Origin of the sequence: Streptomyces sp. NPDC001851, assembly GCF_040297165.1 — a bacterium.
GTDB lineage: Bacteria > Actinomycetota > Actinomycetes > Streptomycetales > Streptomycetaceae > Streptomyces.
Genome location: NZ_JBEOYR010000003.1, coordinates 207,437 through 224,630, shown reverse-complemented (window position 1 = coordinate 224,630; position 17,194 = coordinate 207,437). Strand labels below are relative to the sequence as shown.

The 17,194-nt window shown below is 71.2% G+C and carries 17 protein-coding genes; 1 reads left to right on the top strand and 16 read right to left on the bottom strand.

Annotated features, from left to right (window positions below):
* Window position 1: 1 nt before the first annotated feature.
* The 11 genes from ABT171_RS06040 to ABT171_RS05990 form a co-directional block, all read right to left on the bottom strand.
* The gene (locus ABT171_RS06040; RefSeq protein WP_351240267.1) at window positions 2-529 is read right to left on the bottom strand and encodes an NUDIX hydrolase; all 528 of its coding nucleotides are present in this window, start codon (window positions 527-529) and stop codon (window positions 2-4) included.
* On the bottom strand, window positions 519-1,253 hold the full coding sequence (gene lepB, locus ABT171_RS06035; RefSeq protein ID WP_351240265.1) for a signal peptidase I: 735 nt from the start codon (window positions 1,251-1,253) through the stop codon (window positions 519-521). The genes ABT171_RS06040 and lepB (ABT171_RS06035) overlap by 11 nt, the downstream gene beginning before the upstream one ends.
* Window positions 1,254-1,347: 94 nt before the next feature.
* Window positions 1,348-2,331: a signal peptidase I gene (gene lepB, locus ABT171_RS06030; protein ID WP_351240263.1), complete on the bottom strand. Its 984-nt coding sequence runs from the start codon at window positions 2,329-2,331 to the stop codon at window positions 1,348-1,350.
* The gene (gene lepB, locus ABT171_RS06025; protein ID WP_351240261.1) at window positions 2,219-3,322 is read right to left on the bottom strand and encodes a signal peptidase I; all 1,104 of its coding nucleotides are present in this window, start codon (window positions 3,320-3,322) and stop codon (window positions 2,219-2,221) included. Before lepB (ABT171_RS06025) ends, lepB (ABT171_RS06030) begins: the two co-directional genes overlap by 113 nt.
* Entirely contained in the window at window positions 3,315-4,016 is a 702-nt protein-coding gene (lepB, locus tag ABT171_RS06020; RefSeq protein ID WP_351240259.1) for a signal peptidase I, read from the bottom strand. The genes lepB (ABT171_RS06025) and lepB (ABT171_RS06020) overlap by 8 nt, the downstream gene beginning before the upstream one ends.
* A gap of 63 nt (window positions 4,017-4,079) precedes the next feature.
* On the bottom strand, window positions 4,080-4,430 hold the full coding sequence (gene rplS, locus ABT171_RS06015; protein ID WP_059252839.1) for a 50S ribosomal protein L19: 351 nt from the start codon (window positions 4,428-4,430) through the stop codon (window positions 4,080-4,082).
* Window positions 4,431-4,565: 135 nt separating this feature from the next.
* Entirely contained in the window at window positions 4,566-5,399 is an 834-nt protein-coding gene (gene trmD, locus ABT171_RS06010) for a tRNA (guanosine(37)-N1)-methyltransferase TrmD (protein ID WP_351240257.1), read from the bottom strand.
* The gene (rimM, locus tag ABT171_RS06005; RefSeq protein WP_351240255.1) at window positions 5,396-5,941 is read right to left on the bottom strand and encodes a ribosome maturation factor RimM; all 546 of its coding nucleotides are present in this window, start codon (window positions 5,939-5,941) and stop codon (window positions 5,396-5,398) included. Before rimM ends, trmD begins: the two co-directional genes overlap by 4 nt.
* Window positions 5,942-6,035: 94 nt before the next feature.
* The gene (locus ABT171_RS06000) at window positions 6,036-6,275 is read right to left on the bottom strand and encodes an RNA-binding protein (RefSeq protein WP_003973401.1); all 240 of its coding nucleotides are present in this window, start codon (window positions 6,273-6,275) and stop codon (window positions 6,036-6,038) included.
* 5 nt (window positions 6,276-6,280) lie between these two features.
* Entirely contained in the window at window positions 6,281-6,700 is a 420-nt protein-coding gene (gene rpsP / locus ABT171_RS05995) for a 30S ribosomal protein S16 (RefSeq protein ID WP_030785131.1), read from the bottom strand.
* 303 nt (window positions 6,701-7,003) lie between these two features.
* Entirely contained in the window at window positions 7,004-7,600 is a 597-nt protein-coding gene (locus ABT171_RS05990; RefSeq protein WP_351240252.1) for a hypothetical protein, read from the bottom strand.
* 523 nt (window positions 7,601-8,123) lie between these two features.
* Here ABT171_RS05990 and ABT171_RS05985 point away from each other — a divergent pair.
* Entirely contained in the window at window positions 8,124-9,023 is a 900-nt protein-coding gene (locus ABT171_RS05985) for a class I SAM-dependent methyltransferase (RefSeq protein WP_351240250.1), read from the top strand.
* Between the two features lie 38 nt (window positions 9,024-9,061).
* Here ABT171_RS05985 and ftsH read toward each other — a convergent pair whose 3' ends face one another.
* The 5 genes from ftsH to ABT171_RS05960 form a co-directional block, all read right to left on the bottom strand.
* On the bottom strand, window positions 9,062-11,002 hold the full coding sequence (gene ftsH / locus ABT171_RS05980) for an ATP-dependent zinc metalloprotease FtsH (protein ID WP_351240248.1): 1,941 nt from the start codon (window positions 11,000-11,002) through the stop codon (window positions 9,062-9,064).
* A gap of 61 nt (window positions 11,003-11,063) precedes the next feature.
* Window positions 11,064-12,614: a signal recognition particle protein gene (gene ffh / locus ABT171_RS05975; protein WP_351240246.1), complete on the bottom strand. Its 1,551-nt coding sequence runs from the start codon at window positions 12,612-12,614 to the stop codon at window positions 11,064-11,066.
* A 123-nt stretch (window positions 12,615-12,737) separates the two neighbouring features.
* Window positions 12,738-15,182 (bottom strand): [protein-PII] uridylyltransferase, encoded by a 2,445-nt coding sequence (locus ABT171_RS05970; RefSeq protein ID WP_351240244.1) that lies wholly within the window; start codon window positions 15,180-15,182, stop codon window positions 12,738-12,740.
* A gap of 29 nt (window positions 15,183-15,211) precedes the next feature.
* Complete coding sequence (locus ABT171_RS05965; RefSeq protein ID WP_100828472.1) at window positions 15,212-15,550, bottom strand: P-II family nitrogen regulator; 339 nt, start codon at window positions 15,548-15,550, stop codon at window positions 15,212-15,214.
* Complete coding sequence (locus ABT171_RS05960; protein ID WP_351240242.1) at window positions 15,547-16,890, bottom strand: ammonium transporter; 1,344 nt, start codon at window positions 16,888-16,890, stop codon at window positions 15,547-15,549. The genes ABT171_RS05965 and ABT171_RS05960 overlap by 4 nt, the downstream gene beginning before the upstream one ends.
* Window positions 16,891-17,194 lie beyond the last annotated feature (304 nt).

Sequence of the window (17,194 nt, the reverse complement as noted above, 5' to 3'; positions counted from 1 at the left end):
CTCAGACGATTTCCGGGTCGAGGGTCACAGGACTGGCCGGGGGACCCTCGTCGAGCAGCGTGCGCAGCAGCTCGGCGAGTCTGGTCGGATACACCGTCTCATGTGCCCGGGTCAGTTCCTGACACGTCCACCAGCGCGCTCCGGCGACACTGCGCCGCTCCAGTTCCGTGAGCCCCTGCGCCGCGGTGGCCGTCTGCGTCGTACGGGCCAGGTAGTACCACTCATCCTGGTCCCAGCGGCGGCCCGCGAACGGGAAGGAGCATCTGCGCCGCCACAGCACCGGGCCGAGGTCGACATCGGTGATGCCGGTCTCCTCGGCGAGTTCCCTGAGCGCGGCCTCCTCGCGCGTCTCGGCGCCCTCCAGACCGCCGCCGGGGGTGAACCACCAGTCGTCGGCCTTGTCGTCCGGCTCATGGCCGTGCAGGAGGAGGATGCGGTCCTCGGGGTCCAGGAGGACCACTCGGGCCACCTTGCGCGGGGCGCCGGCCTCGCAGGCGTCCTCGCCCGTCCGCGTGGGCTCAGCGGACACCGGCCGTCTCCGGGCGGGCGGCACGGGCGCGGGAACTGCTCATGCGCCCCGCGATCGGGCCGTAGGCTCCGCCGGCCAGGACCAGGGCGGCGCCGACGACGATCAGCAGCTCGATCGTGGTGAGCGGGCCGGGCTGCGAGAGGGTGCCGAGCGCCTCGAATCCGGTGGGGCGCTTGAGCGGGCCCTTCCAGGGCCATACGACGGCGTCCACCCGGGCGGTCACGGCATCCCGGGAGACCGTGCCCCGGGCGGCGTCGGTGAGGTGGGCCGTGGAGTCCAGGGAGCCCCGGCGTTCGTCGCCGAGGAGGAACAGGCGGCCCCGGGGGACGGTCACCGTCGGGATGTTCTTGAACTCGGCGAGGCTGCCCTGGGGCAGATACGGTTCGTCGATCTGCTTGCCGTTGACGGTCAGCTTGCCGTCGGTGCAGCAGGAGACGGTGTCGCCGCCGACCGCGACCACGCGCTTGACCACCTTGGCGCCGGTGACCCAGCTCTTGTCCTCGAAGACGACGACGTCACCGCGCTTGACCTCGCCGCCGTCGACCTTCTGCGCCAGCACACGGTCACCGGCGTCGATCGTGGGGGTCATGGAGCTGGTGGGCACGGTGTAGGGACGGTAGCTCACCGCCGCCCAGCCGAACCCGCCGAGGAACAGCACCAGCCCCAGCGCCACGGCGACTCCGGACAAGCGCTGTCCGAGCCCCTTCCTGCTCTCACCAGTCATGGACCCGGACCCTACCCGGCGGTACCCGGGCTTGCCCACCCACCCGGGTGACTTCGGCGGGCGGGCCGTCCGCCGGGGCGTCCGGTCCGGCTGCTCAGCCGCGCCCGGCCTTCACCGCCCTGCGGCGCCGCCACACCGCCACCGGCAGCACCGCCGCGATCGCCACGCCCTGCGGGGCCACCGTCAGGGCGGCGGACGCCGAGGTCTGCTGCCCGATGCCGGGCTGGTCGAAGGTGTCCGGGATCGGCAGGGTGCCCCAGCGGTTGATCGGCCAGGCCTTGACGATCGCGCGGCCGACGACCTTGTCGACGGGAACCATGCCGTGGTTCTTGTCGGACTGGTTGTAGCGGGAGTCCTTGGAGTTCTGGCGGTGGTCGCCCATCACCCAGATGTAGCCCTTGGGGACCTTCACCTTGAACTGGCCGCCGATCTGGTCATCGGTGCACGGCGTGTTGCCGGGGTACACATACGGCTCGTTCAGCGCCTTGCCGTTGACCAGCAGCGGGCCGGTGCCCTTGCACTGGACGGTGTCGCCGCCCACGCCGATCACGCGCTTGATGAGGTCCTTCTCGTTGGCGGACGGCATCAGGCCGATCCAGCTGAGGACCTGCTGCACGGCGTTCGGGGTCGGCGCCGGTTCGCCCGCCAGCCAGTCGTCCGGGTCGTGGAAGACGACGACCTCGCCGCGCTCGGGCTCGGAGCCGAACCACGGGGTGAGCTTGTCGACCAGGACGCGGTCACCCACCAGGAGGGTGTTCTGCATCGAGGCGGACGGGATCGAGAACGCCTGCACCAGGAAGGTCTTGATCAGCAGCGCCAGGACCAGCGCGATGACGACGAGGATCGGCAGCTCCCGCCAGAAGGAGCGCGGCTGCTTCTTCGGCCGGCCGGCCGCCTCGCCCGCACCCGCGCCCTCGGTCGTCGGCCGCTGCCCGTGCTCCGGCGTGCCCTCGCCGCCCGCTGGTTCATTCTCTGAGGTCATGGTGCCGTCCGGTGCGGGGGCGTTCGCTTCCACGGGGTGCCCGCGGTGCTCCTCGCCGTCGTGCCCCGACCGTGCGCCAACCGCCACATCCCCCACGCCAACTCCTTACTCTGTGCCGCCGCCTGCCCCACATACGACGCAGGCCCACCACTCCCATAACGAGCGGGAGTTCCGCAGGGGTCGGGAGTTGGGTCATTCCGTTCGGATTCTCGGGGGCAACCCTATGCGACACCCGGGGACCGGCAGTCGCCCCCGACACGGAGTCGGCGACGCTTGCAAAGGTTTTAGGTTCGCGCAAACGCGTCCAGTGGCCGACCGGCCAGCCGATGACGACGGCCCGGCCGACGACGGAGTCCTCGGAGACCGTGCCGCCGTAGGGGGTGTTCTGGTGGGCGCGGGAGTCGGCGGAGTCCTCCCGGTGGTCGCCCATCACCCACAGCCGGCCCTTGGGCACGGTGATGTCGAAGGGGGTGGCGGCGGGCGACGTGCCGGGGTAGAGGTAGTCCCCTTCCGTGAGCGGTACGCCGTTGACGGTGACCCGGCCTTGCGCGTCACAGCACTTGACGTGGTCGCCTCCAACCCCGATGACCCGCTTGATCAGGTCTTTCTCGTTGTCGGAGGGCAGCAGGCCGATGAAGGTGAGGCCTTCCTTGAGCTGCTTGACGACGACCGGGTCGTGCTTCTTGGCCGTGTGCTCGTCGGCCAGCCAGCCGCCCGGGTCGTGGAAGACGACGACGTCCCCGCGCTGCGGCTCGGAGCCGAACCACGGGGTGAGCTTGTCGACCAGCACGCGGTCGCCGATCCGGATCGTCTGCTCCATCGAGCCGGACGGGATCACGAACGCCTGGACGAGGAAGGTCTTCAGGACCAGCGCTATCAGGACGGCCACGCCGACCAGGAGAGGGATCTCCCGGACGGCTGAACGCCGGCGCTTGCGCTTGACCTTGCGCTGGAGTTTCCGCCGCTCCGCGCGCGTACGGCCGCCGCCGGGCGCAGAGGCGGGCGCGGAGGCGCGGCGCGAGCCGGTGGGCAGCAGTTCCTCGGCGGGGCTGCTGGGCACCCCGCGCCGCTTGCCGCGGCTACCCATGGGCGCCCCCCGCCGAAGCGGCGGGCACGCGCGCGTAGGCGGACGGCCGCGTCAGGTGCGTCCAGTGGGCGTACGGCCACAGGATCCAGTCGGCGCGGCCGATGACGCCGTCGACCGGGATCATGCCGCCGCCGGGCGAGCCGAGATGGTCCCGGGAGTCGCTGGAGTCGCTGCGGTGGTCGCCGAGGACGAACAGGCGGCCGGCGGGCACGGCGACGTCGAAGGGCACGCTGGAGGCGCTGTCCCCCGGATAGAGGAACGCCGACTCGTCGACCGCGCGGCCGTTCACCTCGATCTTTCCCTTCTTGTCGCAGCAGACGACATGGTCTCCCCCCACCCCGACAACGCGCTTGACGTAGTCCGCGTCCCCGAAATACCCGGTGCCGTCGAAGACGATCACATCGCCGCGGCGCGGCTGGGCACCGAAACGGTACGCCAACTTATTTACGAGAACGCGGTCCCCGATCCTCAAACCCTGTTCCATGGATCCGCTCGGAATCTGGAACGGTTGGACCACGAAAGCGTTGAGGACCAGCAAAAACGCCAGGCAGGCGAAGAGGGTGAGGGTGATCCGGCCGCCCGGCAGCCAGTCGGCGAGCCGTGCCACCAACGCGAAACGCGACCGTTCCTCCGGCCCCGGGGAGTCCGGGTGGGAGGAGCGGTCGCGTTCCGTCGGCTGTGCTTCGGTGTCCATCGGAGCCAGATGCTATCCGGCTCCGCTGTGAGCCCGGTGTGGGCCGTGACACCGGGGAGGCGCTCAGCTCTCGCGCTTCTCCTTGATCTTCGCGGCCTTGCCGCGCAGCTCACGGAGGTAGTACAGCTTGGCGCGGCGCACGTCACCACGGGTGACCAGCTCGATCTTCTCGACGATCGGGGTGTGCACCGGGAAGGTGCGCTCGACGCCGACGGAGAACGAGACCTTGCGGACCGTGAAGGTCTCGCGGACACCGGAGCCCTGGCGACGGATCACGACGCCCTTGAACTGCTGCACACGGGAGCGGTTGCCCTCGATGACGCGGACGTGGACGTTGACGGTGTCACCCGGGCGGAAGGCCGGGATGTCGCTGCGCAGCGACGCGGCGTCGACGGAGTCGAGCAGGTGAGACATTTCGTCTGCTTTCTTCGCTGATGCCACAGGTCATCAACGGAAACTAGGTGTACGGGAAGTCTGCCGTGCGGGTCGGGACGGGCGTCGTGTCCCCCTGTGGCAGGGGCGCACGCCGGACGGGCGCACAACAGCGCCCTATTCTTCCACGCCCTCGGCCCGGCGCCAAAATCGGCCGTACGGCTCACCGTCGGGGTCGGGCGCCCAGCCCAGAATGGAGAGCATCTCGCGGTCCTTCTTGTCGAAGGCCTTGGGGTCGCAGCGCTCGATCAGGTCGGGCCGGTTGGCGGTCGTCCGCCGCAGCGCCTCGTCGCGGCGCCAGCGGGCGATCTTCCCGTGGTGGCCGCTGAGCAGCACGTCCGGGATGTCCCGGCCGCGCCAGACGGGCGGCTTGGTGTAGACGGGGCCCTCCAGGAGGCTCGCCATCGCGCCGGGCGCGAAGGAGTCGTCGCGGTGGGACTCGGCGTTGCCGAGGACACCGGGCAGCAGCCGGGCGACGGCCTCCGTGACGACGAGGACGGCCGCCTCGCCGCCGGCGAGCACGTAGTCGCCGATGGAGACCTCGTAGACGGGCATCCGGGTCGCGTACTCGTCCATCACGCGCCGGTCGATGCCCTCGTAGCGGGCCGGCGTGAAGATCAGCCAGGGGCGCTCGGAGAGTTCGACGGCCAGCTCCTGGGTGAAGGGGCGGCCGCTGGGGGTGGGGACGATCAGCGCGGGGGCCTGGGCACCGGACTCGTAGCCGTCGGCGAGGACCGTGTCCAGGGCGTCGCCCCAGGGGTCGGTCTTCATGACCATGCCGGGGCCGCCGCCGTACGGGGTGTCGTCCACCGTGTTGTGGCGGTCGTACGTCCAGTTCCGCAGGTCGTGCACGTGGACGTTCAGCTGCCCACGCGCGCGTGCCTTGCCGACGAGGGAGACGTTCAGGGGTTCCAGGTACTCGGGGAAGATCGTGACGACATCGAGCCTCATGCGCCGTCGTCCCTCGACGAGTCGATCTCCGCGCGGTCGTCGATGAGGCCCGGCGGCGGGGCGATGACCGCCTTCTGCTCCGCCAGGTCGATCTCGGTGACGATCTCCTCCACGAAGGGGATCATGACCTCGGTCCCGTCCGGGCGCCCCACGATGAACAGGTCCTGCGAGGGCAGGTGCGAGATCTCCGTGATCCGGCCGACCTCCGTGCCGTCCTCGGTGACCACGTCGAGGTCGATGAGCTGGTGGTCGTAGTACTCGTCCTCGCCCTCGGGCAGCTCCTCCGGGTCGATCTCGGCGATCAGGAGGGTGTTGCGCAGGGCCTCGGCCGCGTTGCGGTCGGCGACGCCCTCGAAGCGCAGGAGGAGACGGCCGCTGTGGACCCGGCCCGTCTCGATGGTCAGCGGTCCCGCGGAGGCGGGATCCGTGGCCAGTACGGCGCCGGGCGCGAGCCTGAGTTCCGGCTCGTCGGTACGTACCTCGACGGTGACCTCGCCCTTGATGCCGTGGGCGCGGCCGATCCGTGCGACTACCAGCTGCACTGTGCTTGATCTCCTGTCATACGACCAGCCATACGACTGCGGGCCGGGGACGGCCCGGAGGCCCTCCCCGGCCCGAGCCGGTGCTGCGAATGCGTCAGCGGACGTGATCCACGTCGACGAGGTCGACGCGGACACCGCGACCGCCGATGGCGCCCACGACGGTGCGCAGGGCGCGCGCGGTGCGGCCGTTGCGGCCGATCACCTTGCCGAGGTCGTCCGGGTGGACCCGGACCTCGAGCACGCGCCCGCGGCGCAGGTTGCGCGAGGCGACCTGCACATCGTCAGGGTTGTCGACGATGCCCTTCACGAGGTGCTCAAGCGCCTCTTCGAGCATGCTGCTCAGGCCTCGGTCGACTCGGACTCAGCCGCGGCCTCGTCCTTCTTCTCAGCCTTCTTCTTCTGGGTGATCGCCTCACCCTTGCCCTCGTCGTCACCGCCGAGAGCCTCGAACGACGGACGGGCCGGCTTCGGCTCGGCGACGAGCAGCGGCGCGGGAGCCGGCTCGCCCTTGAACTTCTGCCAGTCGCCGGTCTTCTTCAGGATGGCGAGAACGGGCTCGGTCGGCTGCGCGCCGACACCCAGCCAGTACGCCACGCGCTCGGCGTCCACCTCGATGACCGACGGGTTGTAGGTCGGGTGGTACTTGCCGATCTCCTCGATGGCCCGGCCGTCACGGCGGGTACGGGAGTCGGCGACGACGATGCGGTAGTGAGGCGAACGGATCTTGCCCAGACGCTTCAGCTTGATCTTGACTGCCACGGGAGTGGGTTCTCCTGGATTTGACGTGGTTGGGCACGGCGAGATGCCGCGTGGGGTTGCGGTACCCGAGTGCCCGATGGACGCGTCAGCCGGAGGAGAGAGGGGTCCTGTGCGGCTGTCGAGTACAGCTAGCCATTGTGCCACACCCCGCGGGTCGCTTCTGGCCGAGGGTGGGTGAGGTGCGTTTGGGCATGGCTGGGAGGCACCCGGCGTGGAGGTGAGGTCACGTCGGGTGCGCTGCCCGGTCGCGGAGGGTGGGACCACTTCCGGCACCCACGAGATGCCGGTACGCATGGCCCGCGGTCACGCCGCTCCCGCGACCTCCGGGATCCTGAACGGCTTGCCGCAGCCACCGCAGACGATGGGGGCCTGGGCCAGGACCGAGGGGACCACGCGGACGTTGCGGCCGCAGTCGCAGACCGCCTTGACGCGGACGCCGCCGCCGGAGGAGCCGTGCCGGGCGGCCGGGCCGCGGAAGCTGCGGGTGGTGTCCGACGAGGTGGCCGCCGTATGGGCCTTCAGAGCGCGCTGCAGCCGCTCCATGGTCGGGCGGTAGCGCCGCTTGGCCTCGGGGTTGAGCGTGACCAGCGAGAAACCGCTGCTCGGGTGCGGCTCCTCGGGGTGGTCGAGGCCCATTTCCTCGGCGATCGCGAGGAAGCGGCGGTTGTGGTAGCGGCCGGCGCGGGAGGTGTCGCGGATCCCACGGGCGGCGGCGATGCCGTGGACTGCCTCATGGAGCAGTCGCTCGAAGGAGAGTTCGTGACCGCACGCGGACGACGACTCCCCGATCAGGGACTCTGGCGCGGCGAGGTCCGGCAGCTCGGGGTGGTACCGCTGAATGTCGGCCCACGCCTGCGCCAGCTCTGCGGCGAGAACAGGTGGTGTCTGTGTCGTGCTCACGTAATGACAACGAGCGGGAGCTCGAATGTGTTCCTATTCCGGGTCATCTCAAATAATTTGCACGTACCCGTCAGTTGCCGCTGATGCGTCCGGACGAGGGCGGGTGCGCTGATCTGCGGAGAAGGCGCACAGCTCATACCAAGCTGGTGCGTAGTCCGCCGTACGACCCGGCATGTACGACCCGGTGCAGCTGTGGTCGGCGGTCGCGCAAGAGACGTTTCGGCCGCTCTCCTCGCGATGCCTCACCTCGGTCAGCGTCTGTGACGGCCGTGACGTTACCGCTGGGGGTCCGGCGCCCCGGAACCGGCCGGTACCCCGGAAGCGGACACCGTATGGCCTTCCGGATGACCGGGATGTGAAATCTCGCCACACCCGCGTCCGGAGCCCAAGCGGGACCCCACACCCCCTGGACGGGGCCGCGAGCCGGGAGTTACCTGACTTACGTGGGAAGTGCGTGCGCACGGTACGGGGGCCACGCAACCGGGCACAGCGGCGAACTGTCGGCGGATTGGGGCGCTTACCTATGACACCTACGCTCGTGCGGCAGCACGCGTTTCACGCGGATTCCGCACCCCGCGTGGACCTGTGCGCACGCGCGCGTGACTGGTCCGAGATCCAGGAGCGGATGCTGGTACCGCTCTACGAAGCCGTCTACGAACGACTCGAAGTGGGCCACGCCACCCGGCTGCTGGGCCTGCGCTGCGGTTCCGGGCTCGCGCTGCTGCTGGCGGCGGGCAGAGGGGCGACGGTCACCGGGGTCGACACCTCCTCCGCCGAGCGGCTCGCCCTCGCCCGCGAACGGCTGCTGCCGGACGCCTCGCGGGCCGGCAGCGGCGGCGCGGCCGCGTACGGCGGGAAAGGGCGACCACGCGCGCGTGCGGCGGCGCGGCTCGTCGACGGCTCGGCCCGTGACGCGGCCGGAGCCCAGACGGCCGGGTACGGCCTGGTGACCGTCTTCGAGCCGATCGGCTGCCTCGCCGGCGACTCGGAAGGGCTCGGCGCGCTGCTCGCGGACGCGCTGCCGCTGGCCGCGCCCGGCGCCGCCGTGGTGCTGACCGGCTGGGGTCCGCCGGAGCGCTGCGCCACCTCCTCGGTGCTGCGGGTGGCGACGAAACTGGCCGATCCCCTGCGCAGCGCGCGCAGCTGGCGGGCCGCCCGGCGGGACGACCTGGAGGAGGTCGCCCAGCGGGCGGGGCTGAAGCCCGACGGCTCGGGGCGGGTGGCCTGCCCGTTCGGGTACGCCGATGTCGACAGCGCGGTACGCGGGCTGCTGTCGACCGGCCTGTTCGACGCGGCGATCGCGGCCACCGACGCCAAACAGGTCGACAAGGAGCTGACGGAGGCCCTGCACCCGCACCGGCGCCCGGACGGGACCGTGTGGATGCCGAACGTCTTCCGCTACCTCGTCGCCCGGGTGCCCTAGGGTCTGCCGCCAGGCAGACGGGAGTTTGACGACAGACCCTAGGACGCGTCGGCGTCCTTGGTCAGGCGGGTGATCCCGGCGATCCGGTACGCGTCCGCCTCCTCCAGCGTCTCGTTCGCCAGCAGCGCCTCGGCGAGAGCGTCCAACTGGCCGCGGTGGTCGCGGAGTTTGCGGCAGGCCTCCTCGTAGCACTCGTCGACGATCCGGCGCATCTCGGCGTCGATCACGTCGAGGGTCTGCGGGGCGGCGGCGAGGCCGTAGGCCTGCTGGGCGTCGTTGGGGAGGGCGGAGAGCCGGCCCACCTCCCGGCTCATGCCCCAGCGGGACACCATCCCGCGCGCGATGCTGGTGACCTGTTCCAGGTCGCTCTCGGAGCCGGTGGTGATCACGCCGTAGACGACCTGCTCGGCCGCCATGCCGCCGAGGGCGCCGATGATCCGGCCGCGCAGGTACTCCTCGGTGTACGCGTACTTGTCGGCGTCCGGCGTGGAGAGGGTGACGCCGAGCGCGCGGCCGCGCGGCACGATGGTGATCTTGCGGACCGGGTCGGCGCCCGGCTGGAGCATGCCGAGCAGGGCGTGTCCGCTCTCGTGGTACGCGGTGCGCCGGCGCTCCTCCTCGGGCATCACCAGCGGGCGCTCCGCGCCGAGCTGGACCTTCTCCAGGGCGTCGGAGAGGTCGGACTGGGTCACCTGCGCCTGTTTCCGCTTCACCGCGAGCAGCGCGGCCTCGTTGGCGAGGTTGGCCAGATCGGCGCCGGTCATGCCCGGGGTCGTACGGGCGACCTGGGCGAGGTCGACGTTCCCGGCGAGCGGGATGTCGCGGGTGTGGATCTCCAGGATGGCCTCACGGCCGCCGCGGTCCGGGGGCGAGACCTGGACCACCCGGTCGAAGCGCCCGGGGCGGGTCAGCGCCGGGTCGAGGATGTCGGCGCGGTTGGTGGCCGCGATGACGATGACGCCCTCCGAGCCGGAGAAGCCGTCCATCTCGGTGAGGATCTGGTTCAGGGTCTGCTCGCGCTCGTCGTGCCCGCCCATCGACGCCCCGCCGCCGCGGGCCCGGCCGATGGTGTCGATCTCGTCGATGAAGATGATCGACGGGGCGAGCTTGCGGGCCTCCGCGAACAGCTCCCGCACGCGCGAGGCGCCCACGCCCACGATCATCTCGATGAACTCGGACGCGGACGCGGAGAAGAACGGCACACCCGCCTCACCGGCGACCGCGCGCGCGAGCAGCGTCTTGCCGGTGCCGGGCGGTCCGGCGAGCAGTACCCCGCGGGGCATCTTGGCACCCATACGGCGGTAGGCGTCGGGGTTCTTCAGGAAGTCGACGACGTCGTTCAGCTCGCCCTCGACCTCGTCGATGCCGGCCACGTCCTCGAAGGTGGTGCGCTTCTCGCCCGGGACCAGCTCGACCGGTTTCGGCGGGGCCTTGCGGCCCAGCATGCCGCCCGCGCCGCCGAGGCCCGCGCTCATCCGCCGCGCGACGAAGATCCACAGGGCGACGATGACCAGCATCGGCGCCAGCGAGATCAGCAGGTTGGACAGGAAGCTGCGGTGCTGGACGACCGGCTCGGCGGTGACCGTCACCTTGTGCTTGGTCAGGTTCGCCCAGAGGTCGTCGTGCGCGAAGGACGGGCGCTCGGTGTTGAACTTGGTGTAGTCCCCGCCGCCCTCGGGCTTCTTCCGCTGCTTGCGCAGCTGGCCCTGGATCGAGTCGCCCTTGGCGTAGATCTTGGCGACGTTGCCGTCGTTGACCTGCCTGCTGAACTCGGTGTACGAGATCGTCGGCTCGTTGGCCTGGTCGAAGTAGGACAACACCAGGTTGGCGACGAGGTACACGACCAGCGCGGTGACGACCAGCCGCCACCAGCCCCCGCGCATCCGGCGCCCGCCGGGCTGCTGCGGCGGCTCGTCGGGGGCGCCCTCGGTACGCCAGGGCTGGTCGGGCGACTTGCGTGGCGGCGCGGGGTTGGTCATATGCGGACGGTACGACAATGACCAACCCCTGGCACGCGCAGTGGTGGAACCAGAGACGAACTCAGCCCATGAACTTCTTGAACTCGTCGGGCAGCTCGAAGTCCTGGCCGCCCTGCTGGGGCAGCCCGAAGGCGTTCCCGCCCTCGGCGGCGGCGGCCCGGCGGGCGGCCTCCTCCAGCTCCTGCTGCTTGCGCTTCATCGGGTTGCCGGAGCGCTGCTTGCCCTTGGCCTTCTTCTGCTGCTTCTTCTGCCGGCCGGGGCCACCGCCCATGCCCGGGAGACCCGGCATGCCCGGCATACCGCCGCCCTGCGCCATGCGCGACATCATCTTGCGGGCGTCGAAGAACCGCTCGACCAGGTTCTTCACCGCGCTGACCTCGACACCGGAACCCTTGGCGATACGGGCGCGGCGGGAGCCGTTGATGATCGTCGGGTCCTGGCGCTCGGCCGGGGTCATCGACTTGATGATCGCGGCGGTGCGGTCGACGTCGCGCTCGTCGATGTTGTTGATCTGTTCCTTGATCTGGCCCATGCCGGGCAGCATGCCGAGCAGCTTGGAGATGGAGCCCATCTTCCTGACCTGCTCCATCTGGGCCAGGAAGTCGTCCAGGGTGAAGTCCTGGCCCTTCTTGGACGCCAGCTTCGAGGCCATCTTGGCGGCCTCTTCCTGGCTGAAGGTCTTCTCCGCCTGCTCGATCAGGGTGAGCAGGTCACCCAGGTCGAGGATGCGGGAGGCCATCCGGTCCGGGTGGAAGGCGTCGAAGTCGTCCAGCTTCTCGCCGTTCGACGCGAACATGATCGGCTTGCCGGTGATCTGCCGGATCGACAGGGCGGCACCACCGCGGGCGTCACCGTCGAGCTTGGAGAGCACCACGCCGTCGAAGCCGACACCGTCGCGGAAGGCCTCGGCGGTGTTGACCGCGTCCTGGCCGATCATCGCGTCGACGACGAACAGGATCTCGTCCGGGGAGACCGCGTCGCGGATGTCCGCGGCCTGCTGCATCATCTCCTGGTCGATGCCCAGGCGGCCGGCGGTGTCCACGATCACGATGTCGTGGACCTTGGACTTCGCGAAGTCGATGGAGTCCTTGGCGACCTTCACCGGGTCGCCGACGCCGTTGCCCGGCTCGGGCGCGTAGACGGCGACGCCCGCGCGCTCGGCGACGACGCTGAGCTGGTTGACCGCGTTCGGGCGCTGGAGGTCACAGGCGACGAGCAGCGGGGAGTGGCCCTGCTCCTTCAGCCAGCGGCCGAGCTTGCCCGCGAGGGTGGTCTTACCGGCACCCTGCAGACCCGCCAGCATGATCACGGTGGGCGGCTGCTTGGCGAAGCGCAGCCGCCGGGTCTCGCCGCCGAGGATGGTGACGAGCTCGTCGTTGACGATCTTCAGAACCTGCTGGGCGGGGTTCAGCGCGCGAGAGACCTCGGCGCCGAGTGCGCGCTCCTTGACGTTCTTGATGAACGTGCGGACCACCGGCAGGGCCACGTCGGCTTCGAGGAGCGCGATGCGGATCTCGCGTGCGGTGGCGTCGATGTCCGCCTCGCTCAGACGCCCCTTGCCGCGCAGATTCTTGAAGGTCGCTGAGAGGCGATCGGAGAGAGTATCGAACACGGCGGCGTCGGTCCTCGGAGTCGGGGGCAGTCTGAGCGTCTTCCAGGGTATCCGGCCCCGCAACCTCTTCGTCCTCGCGTGCCCCCTTGAGTGGGCGCGGGCGAGCACGACCGGGTCGCGGGGTCAGGCCCGCAGGGTCTCCTCCAGCGCCCTCGCCGTTGCCGCCGCGTCCTGCGCCGGCAGTGGCGCGCCGGTGCCGGTGGTGACGTAGAACGCATCGACGGCGTTGGAGCCCAGGGTGCTCACGTGCATGCTGCGCACCCGCACCGCCGCCTTCTCCAGCGCCATGCCGATGCGGTGCAGCAGACCCGGGGCGTCCTGGGCGCGGACCTCGATGACCGTGGCGTGGCGGGAGGCGGCCGGGGCCACCGTCACGCGGGGCGGCGGGGCGGTCCAGCCGCGCCGGCGGGGGTAGGCCGCGTCCCGTTCGGCCAGGCGGCCGGCGATGTCCAGGGTGCCGTCGAGGGCGCGGACGAGGTCGGCGCGCAGCCGGGTGGCCTGCGGCAGGGAGCCGTACTCGGCGGCCACCCGCCAGTTGAGCAGCAGGACCGAGCCGTCCTCGACGTCGTCGGGCAGTCGCAGGGCGCGGAGTTCCGCCGTACGGACCGTGAGGCGGTGGACCGCGAGGACGCCGGCGACCGCCGGGAGCACGGCGGGCTGGTCGGGTACGGCGATGAGCAGCTCCACGCCGAGGGGTTCACCGGAGCCGCCCTCCTCCGCGGCCGGTTCCGGCTGGGCGCGCAGCGCGAGGACCGGGCCTCCCGTGCGGTACGCCTCGATCGCCAGCCGCTCCTGCTCGGCCGTGGGCGCGGCGGGCTCCGGCTCCTCGGCGGCGTCCCCGGCGAGCACGGCGGAGACGCGGCGGACCAGGTCGGCGACGAGGGAGCCGCGCCAGGAGGACCAGGCCGCCGGTCCGGTGGCGAGGGCGTCGGCCTCGGTCAGCGCGTGCAGCAGCTCCAGGGTGCTCTGGCTGCCGACCGCCTCGGCGACCGAGCGTAGCGTGGCCGGGTCGTCCAGGTCGCGGCGGGTGGCCGTCTCGATGAGCAGCAGGTGGTGGCGGACCAGCAGGGACAGCACGGCCACGTCCGCGGGGTCGAAGCCGATCCGCGCGGCCACGTCCCTGGCGATGATCTCGCCGGCCACCGAGTGGTCGCCGGGCCAGCCCTTGCCGATGTCGTGCAGCAGGGCGGCGACGAGGAGCAGGTCGGGCCGGCTGACGCGGCGGGTCAGTTCGGAGGCGCGGACGGCTGTCTCGATCAGGTGCCGGTCGACTGTCCAGAGGTGGACGGCGTTGCGCTGCGGGCGGAAGCGGACCCGCTCCCAGTCCGGCAGCAGGCGGCTGATCAGGCCCTCCGCCTCCAGCGCCTCCCAGACGTCCACCGTCGGGCGGCCGGAGCCGAGCAGTGTCACCAGCTGTTCGCGGGCCTCGGCGGGCCAGGGCGTGGGCAGGGGGCGTGCGGTGGCGGCCATGCGCCGTACGGCGTGCAGGGAGAGCGGGAGGCCGGCCTGCGCGGCGGCGGCCGCGGCGCGCAGGGGGAGCACGGGGTCGCGCTCCGGGCGCGCGGCACGGGCGAGCACCACCTCGCCGTCCTGCTCCACCACCCCCTCCGCGAGCGGGGAGCGCTCGGCCACGGGCTTGCCCCCGCCCATCATGGCGCGCAGGCGCGGGCGGACGGCGCGCGAACGCAACACGCGCCCCACCTCGCGCCAGGTGACGTCACTGGCGTACGAGATGACCCCCGCCGCCTCGTAGACCTGCCGCAGCAGCGTGTCCGCGTCCAGCAGCCCCAGCGCGGCCGCCACCTGGTCCTGCTCCTGCAGCGCGAGCCGGTCGGTCGCGCGCCCGGTGGCCAGATGCAGCGCGTCCCGTACGTCGAGCAGGCGCCGGCGGGCGTCCGCGAGGCCCTCGCGCGGGGCGTCGGCGAGCCAGGAGGCGGCGACGGCGCGCAGGGCGGTGGCGTCCCTCAGGCCGCCGCGGGCCTCCTTGAGGTCGGGTTCCAGCAGGTACCGCAGCTCGCCCTGCCGTTCGGCGCGCTCGGCGCAGAGTTCCCGCAGTTCGGGGAGGCGTTTGGGGGCCTGGTTGCGCCAGTCGGCGAGGACGGCCGTACGCAGCCCCGCGGTGAGGGCGGCGTCACCGGCGAGATGGCGGGCGTCCAGGAGGCCGAGCTGGACTTTCACATCCTCCGCGGCCGTCCTGCGGGCCTCCGCCGGGGTGCGCACGGAGTGGTCGAGGGCGAGGCCGAGGTCCCAGACGGGGTACCAGAGGCGGTCGGCCAGGGCGGCGACCGCGCCCGGGCCTGAGCCGTCGTGCAGCAGCAGGAGGTCGAGGTCGCTGCGCGGGGACAGCTCGCCGCGGCCGTAGCCGCCGACGGCGACGAGCGAGACCCCGGGCACCCCGTCCGCCGCCGCGGAGAACAGTCCGGCGAGCCAGTCGTCGGTCAGCTCCGCGAGGGCGGCGCGGCGCGGCGGCCCGGACCGCGCCCCCTCGGTGAGGAGGCGCAGCCGGGCCGCCGCGTAACCGCTGGGTCCCGAGTCCTCTGCTTCCGTGCGCACGTCCGTTCCCGTCACCCAGCCACTCCCGTTCTCACCCGTTGTGGTCAGAGCGCGTCCGGACCGCGCTCGCCGGTGCGGACCCGCACGGCCGTCTCGACCGGCAGGGACCAGACCTTGCCGTCACCGATCTTGCCGGTGCGGGCGGCCTTGACGATGACCTCGACCAGCTGCTCGGCGTCGTCGTCCTCGGCCAGTACCTCGATGCGGATCTTGGGGACGAGGTCGACGGTGTACTCGGCACCGCGGTAGACCTCGGTGTGGCCCCGCTGCCGACCGTAACCGCTGGCCTCGGTGACCGTCAGTCCGTGGACGCCGAACGCCTGAAGGGCTTCCTTGATCTCGTCCAGCCGGTGGGGCTTGACGACGGCGGTGATGAGCTTCATGCGTCCACCTTCTTGGTCTGCGCGGCGGCCAGGGCGGGGGCGTGGGCGACGGAGCCGATGACACCGCCGCCGGCGCCGCTGAAGTCGTAGGCGGTCTCGGCGTGCTCGGCCTGGTCGATGCCGGAGATCTCCTCGTCCTCGGTGACCCGCATGCCGATCGTCTTGTCCAGCAGGAAGGCGAGGACCGCGGAGACGACCAGGGAGTAGGCGAGGACCGCGCCGACACCGGCGCACTGCTTCCACAGCTGGGTCCAGCTGTGGTCGCCGTAGAAGACGCCCGTGGCGGTGGACTGGCCCTTGCCGGTGGCGAAGAAGCCGATGAGCAGGGAGCCGATGATGCCGCCGACCATGTGGACGCCGACGACGTCCAGGGAGTCGTCGTAGCCGAACCTGAACTTCAGGCCCACGGCCGCGGCGCAGGCGACACCGGCGATGGCGCCGACGGCGATCGCGCCGAGCGGGGAGACCGCACCTCCGGACGGGGTGATCGCGACCAGACCGGCGACCGCGCCGGAGGCGGCACCGAGGGTGGTGAACGCGCCGTGCCGGATCTTCTCGTAGGCGAGCCAGGCCAGCATGGCGGCACCGGTGGCGACCTGCGTGTTCACGAACATCAGCGCGCCGACGCCGTCGTCGTTGCCGAGCCAGGAGCCCGCGTTGAAGCCGAACCAGCCGAACCACAGCAGGCCCGCGCCGAGCATGACCAGCGGGAGGCTGTGCGGGCGCATCGGGTCCTTCTTGAAGCCGACGCGCTTGCCGATGACGAGGATGACACCGAGGGCCGCCGCACCCGCGTTGATGTGGACCGCCGTACCACCCGCGAAGTCGATCACCCCGAGCTTGTAGGCCCAGCCGTCGGCGCCCCAGACCCAGTGGGCGACCGGGACGTAGACGATCGTGGCCCACAGGGCGATGAACAGCGACCAGGCCGAGAACTTCACCCGGTCCGCGAGGGCGCCGCTTATCAGGGCCGGGGTGATGATGGCGAACATCATCTGGAAGACCATGAAGACGAAGACCGGGATGGTGTAGCCGGGCCACAGATCCGTCAGCCCGATCCTGCTGAGGCCGAACCAGTCGGAGTTCCAGCCGATGAGGCCGTTGTGCTCACCGAAGGCGAGGGAGAAGCCGTAGAGCACCCACAGAATGGTGACGATGCCCATGCTGATGAAGCTCATCATCAGCATGTTGAGGGTGCTCTTGACGCGGACCATGCCTCCGTAGAAGAAGGCCAGGCCCGGGGTCATGACCAGCACCAGGGCGGAACAGATGAGCATGAAGCCTGTGTTCGCGGCAGACAGCTTGGGTGCCTCCGCGGCAAGCGTGATGGCTGGGGCCATCGGCGTCTCCTCGTCGGTTGGTACGGCTCCGTGCGGGCGGTGCCTGAGCGGTCCGGCGGGTCGGGGGGTGTGGGCCGGTTATGCGCCATGAGACTGGCGCAGCGCGGTTTCGGTGGAAGCCCCTCGTTGTTTCGCCGGGGTGACAAGGGCGCCGTGCTTGTTACGCCTGGATGAACCGCCGGATTCCGGGCTCGCCGATCGTTATCGTGGCGCAACCTTCCGCGGAGGATGCGGCCGGAGACGCAGGCCGGCCGCGGCGGGCCTCTCCGATGACCTGGCGCGGGGGAGCCGAGTCGGGCAGTTC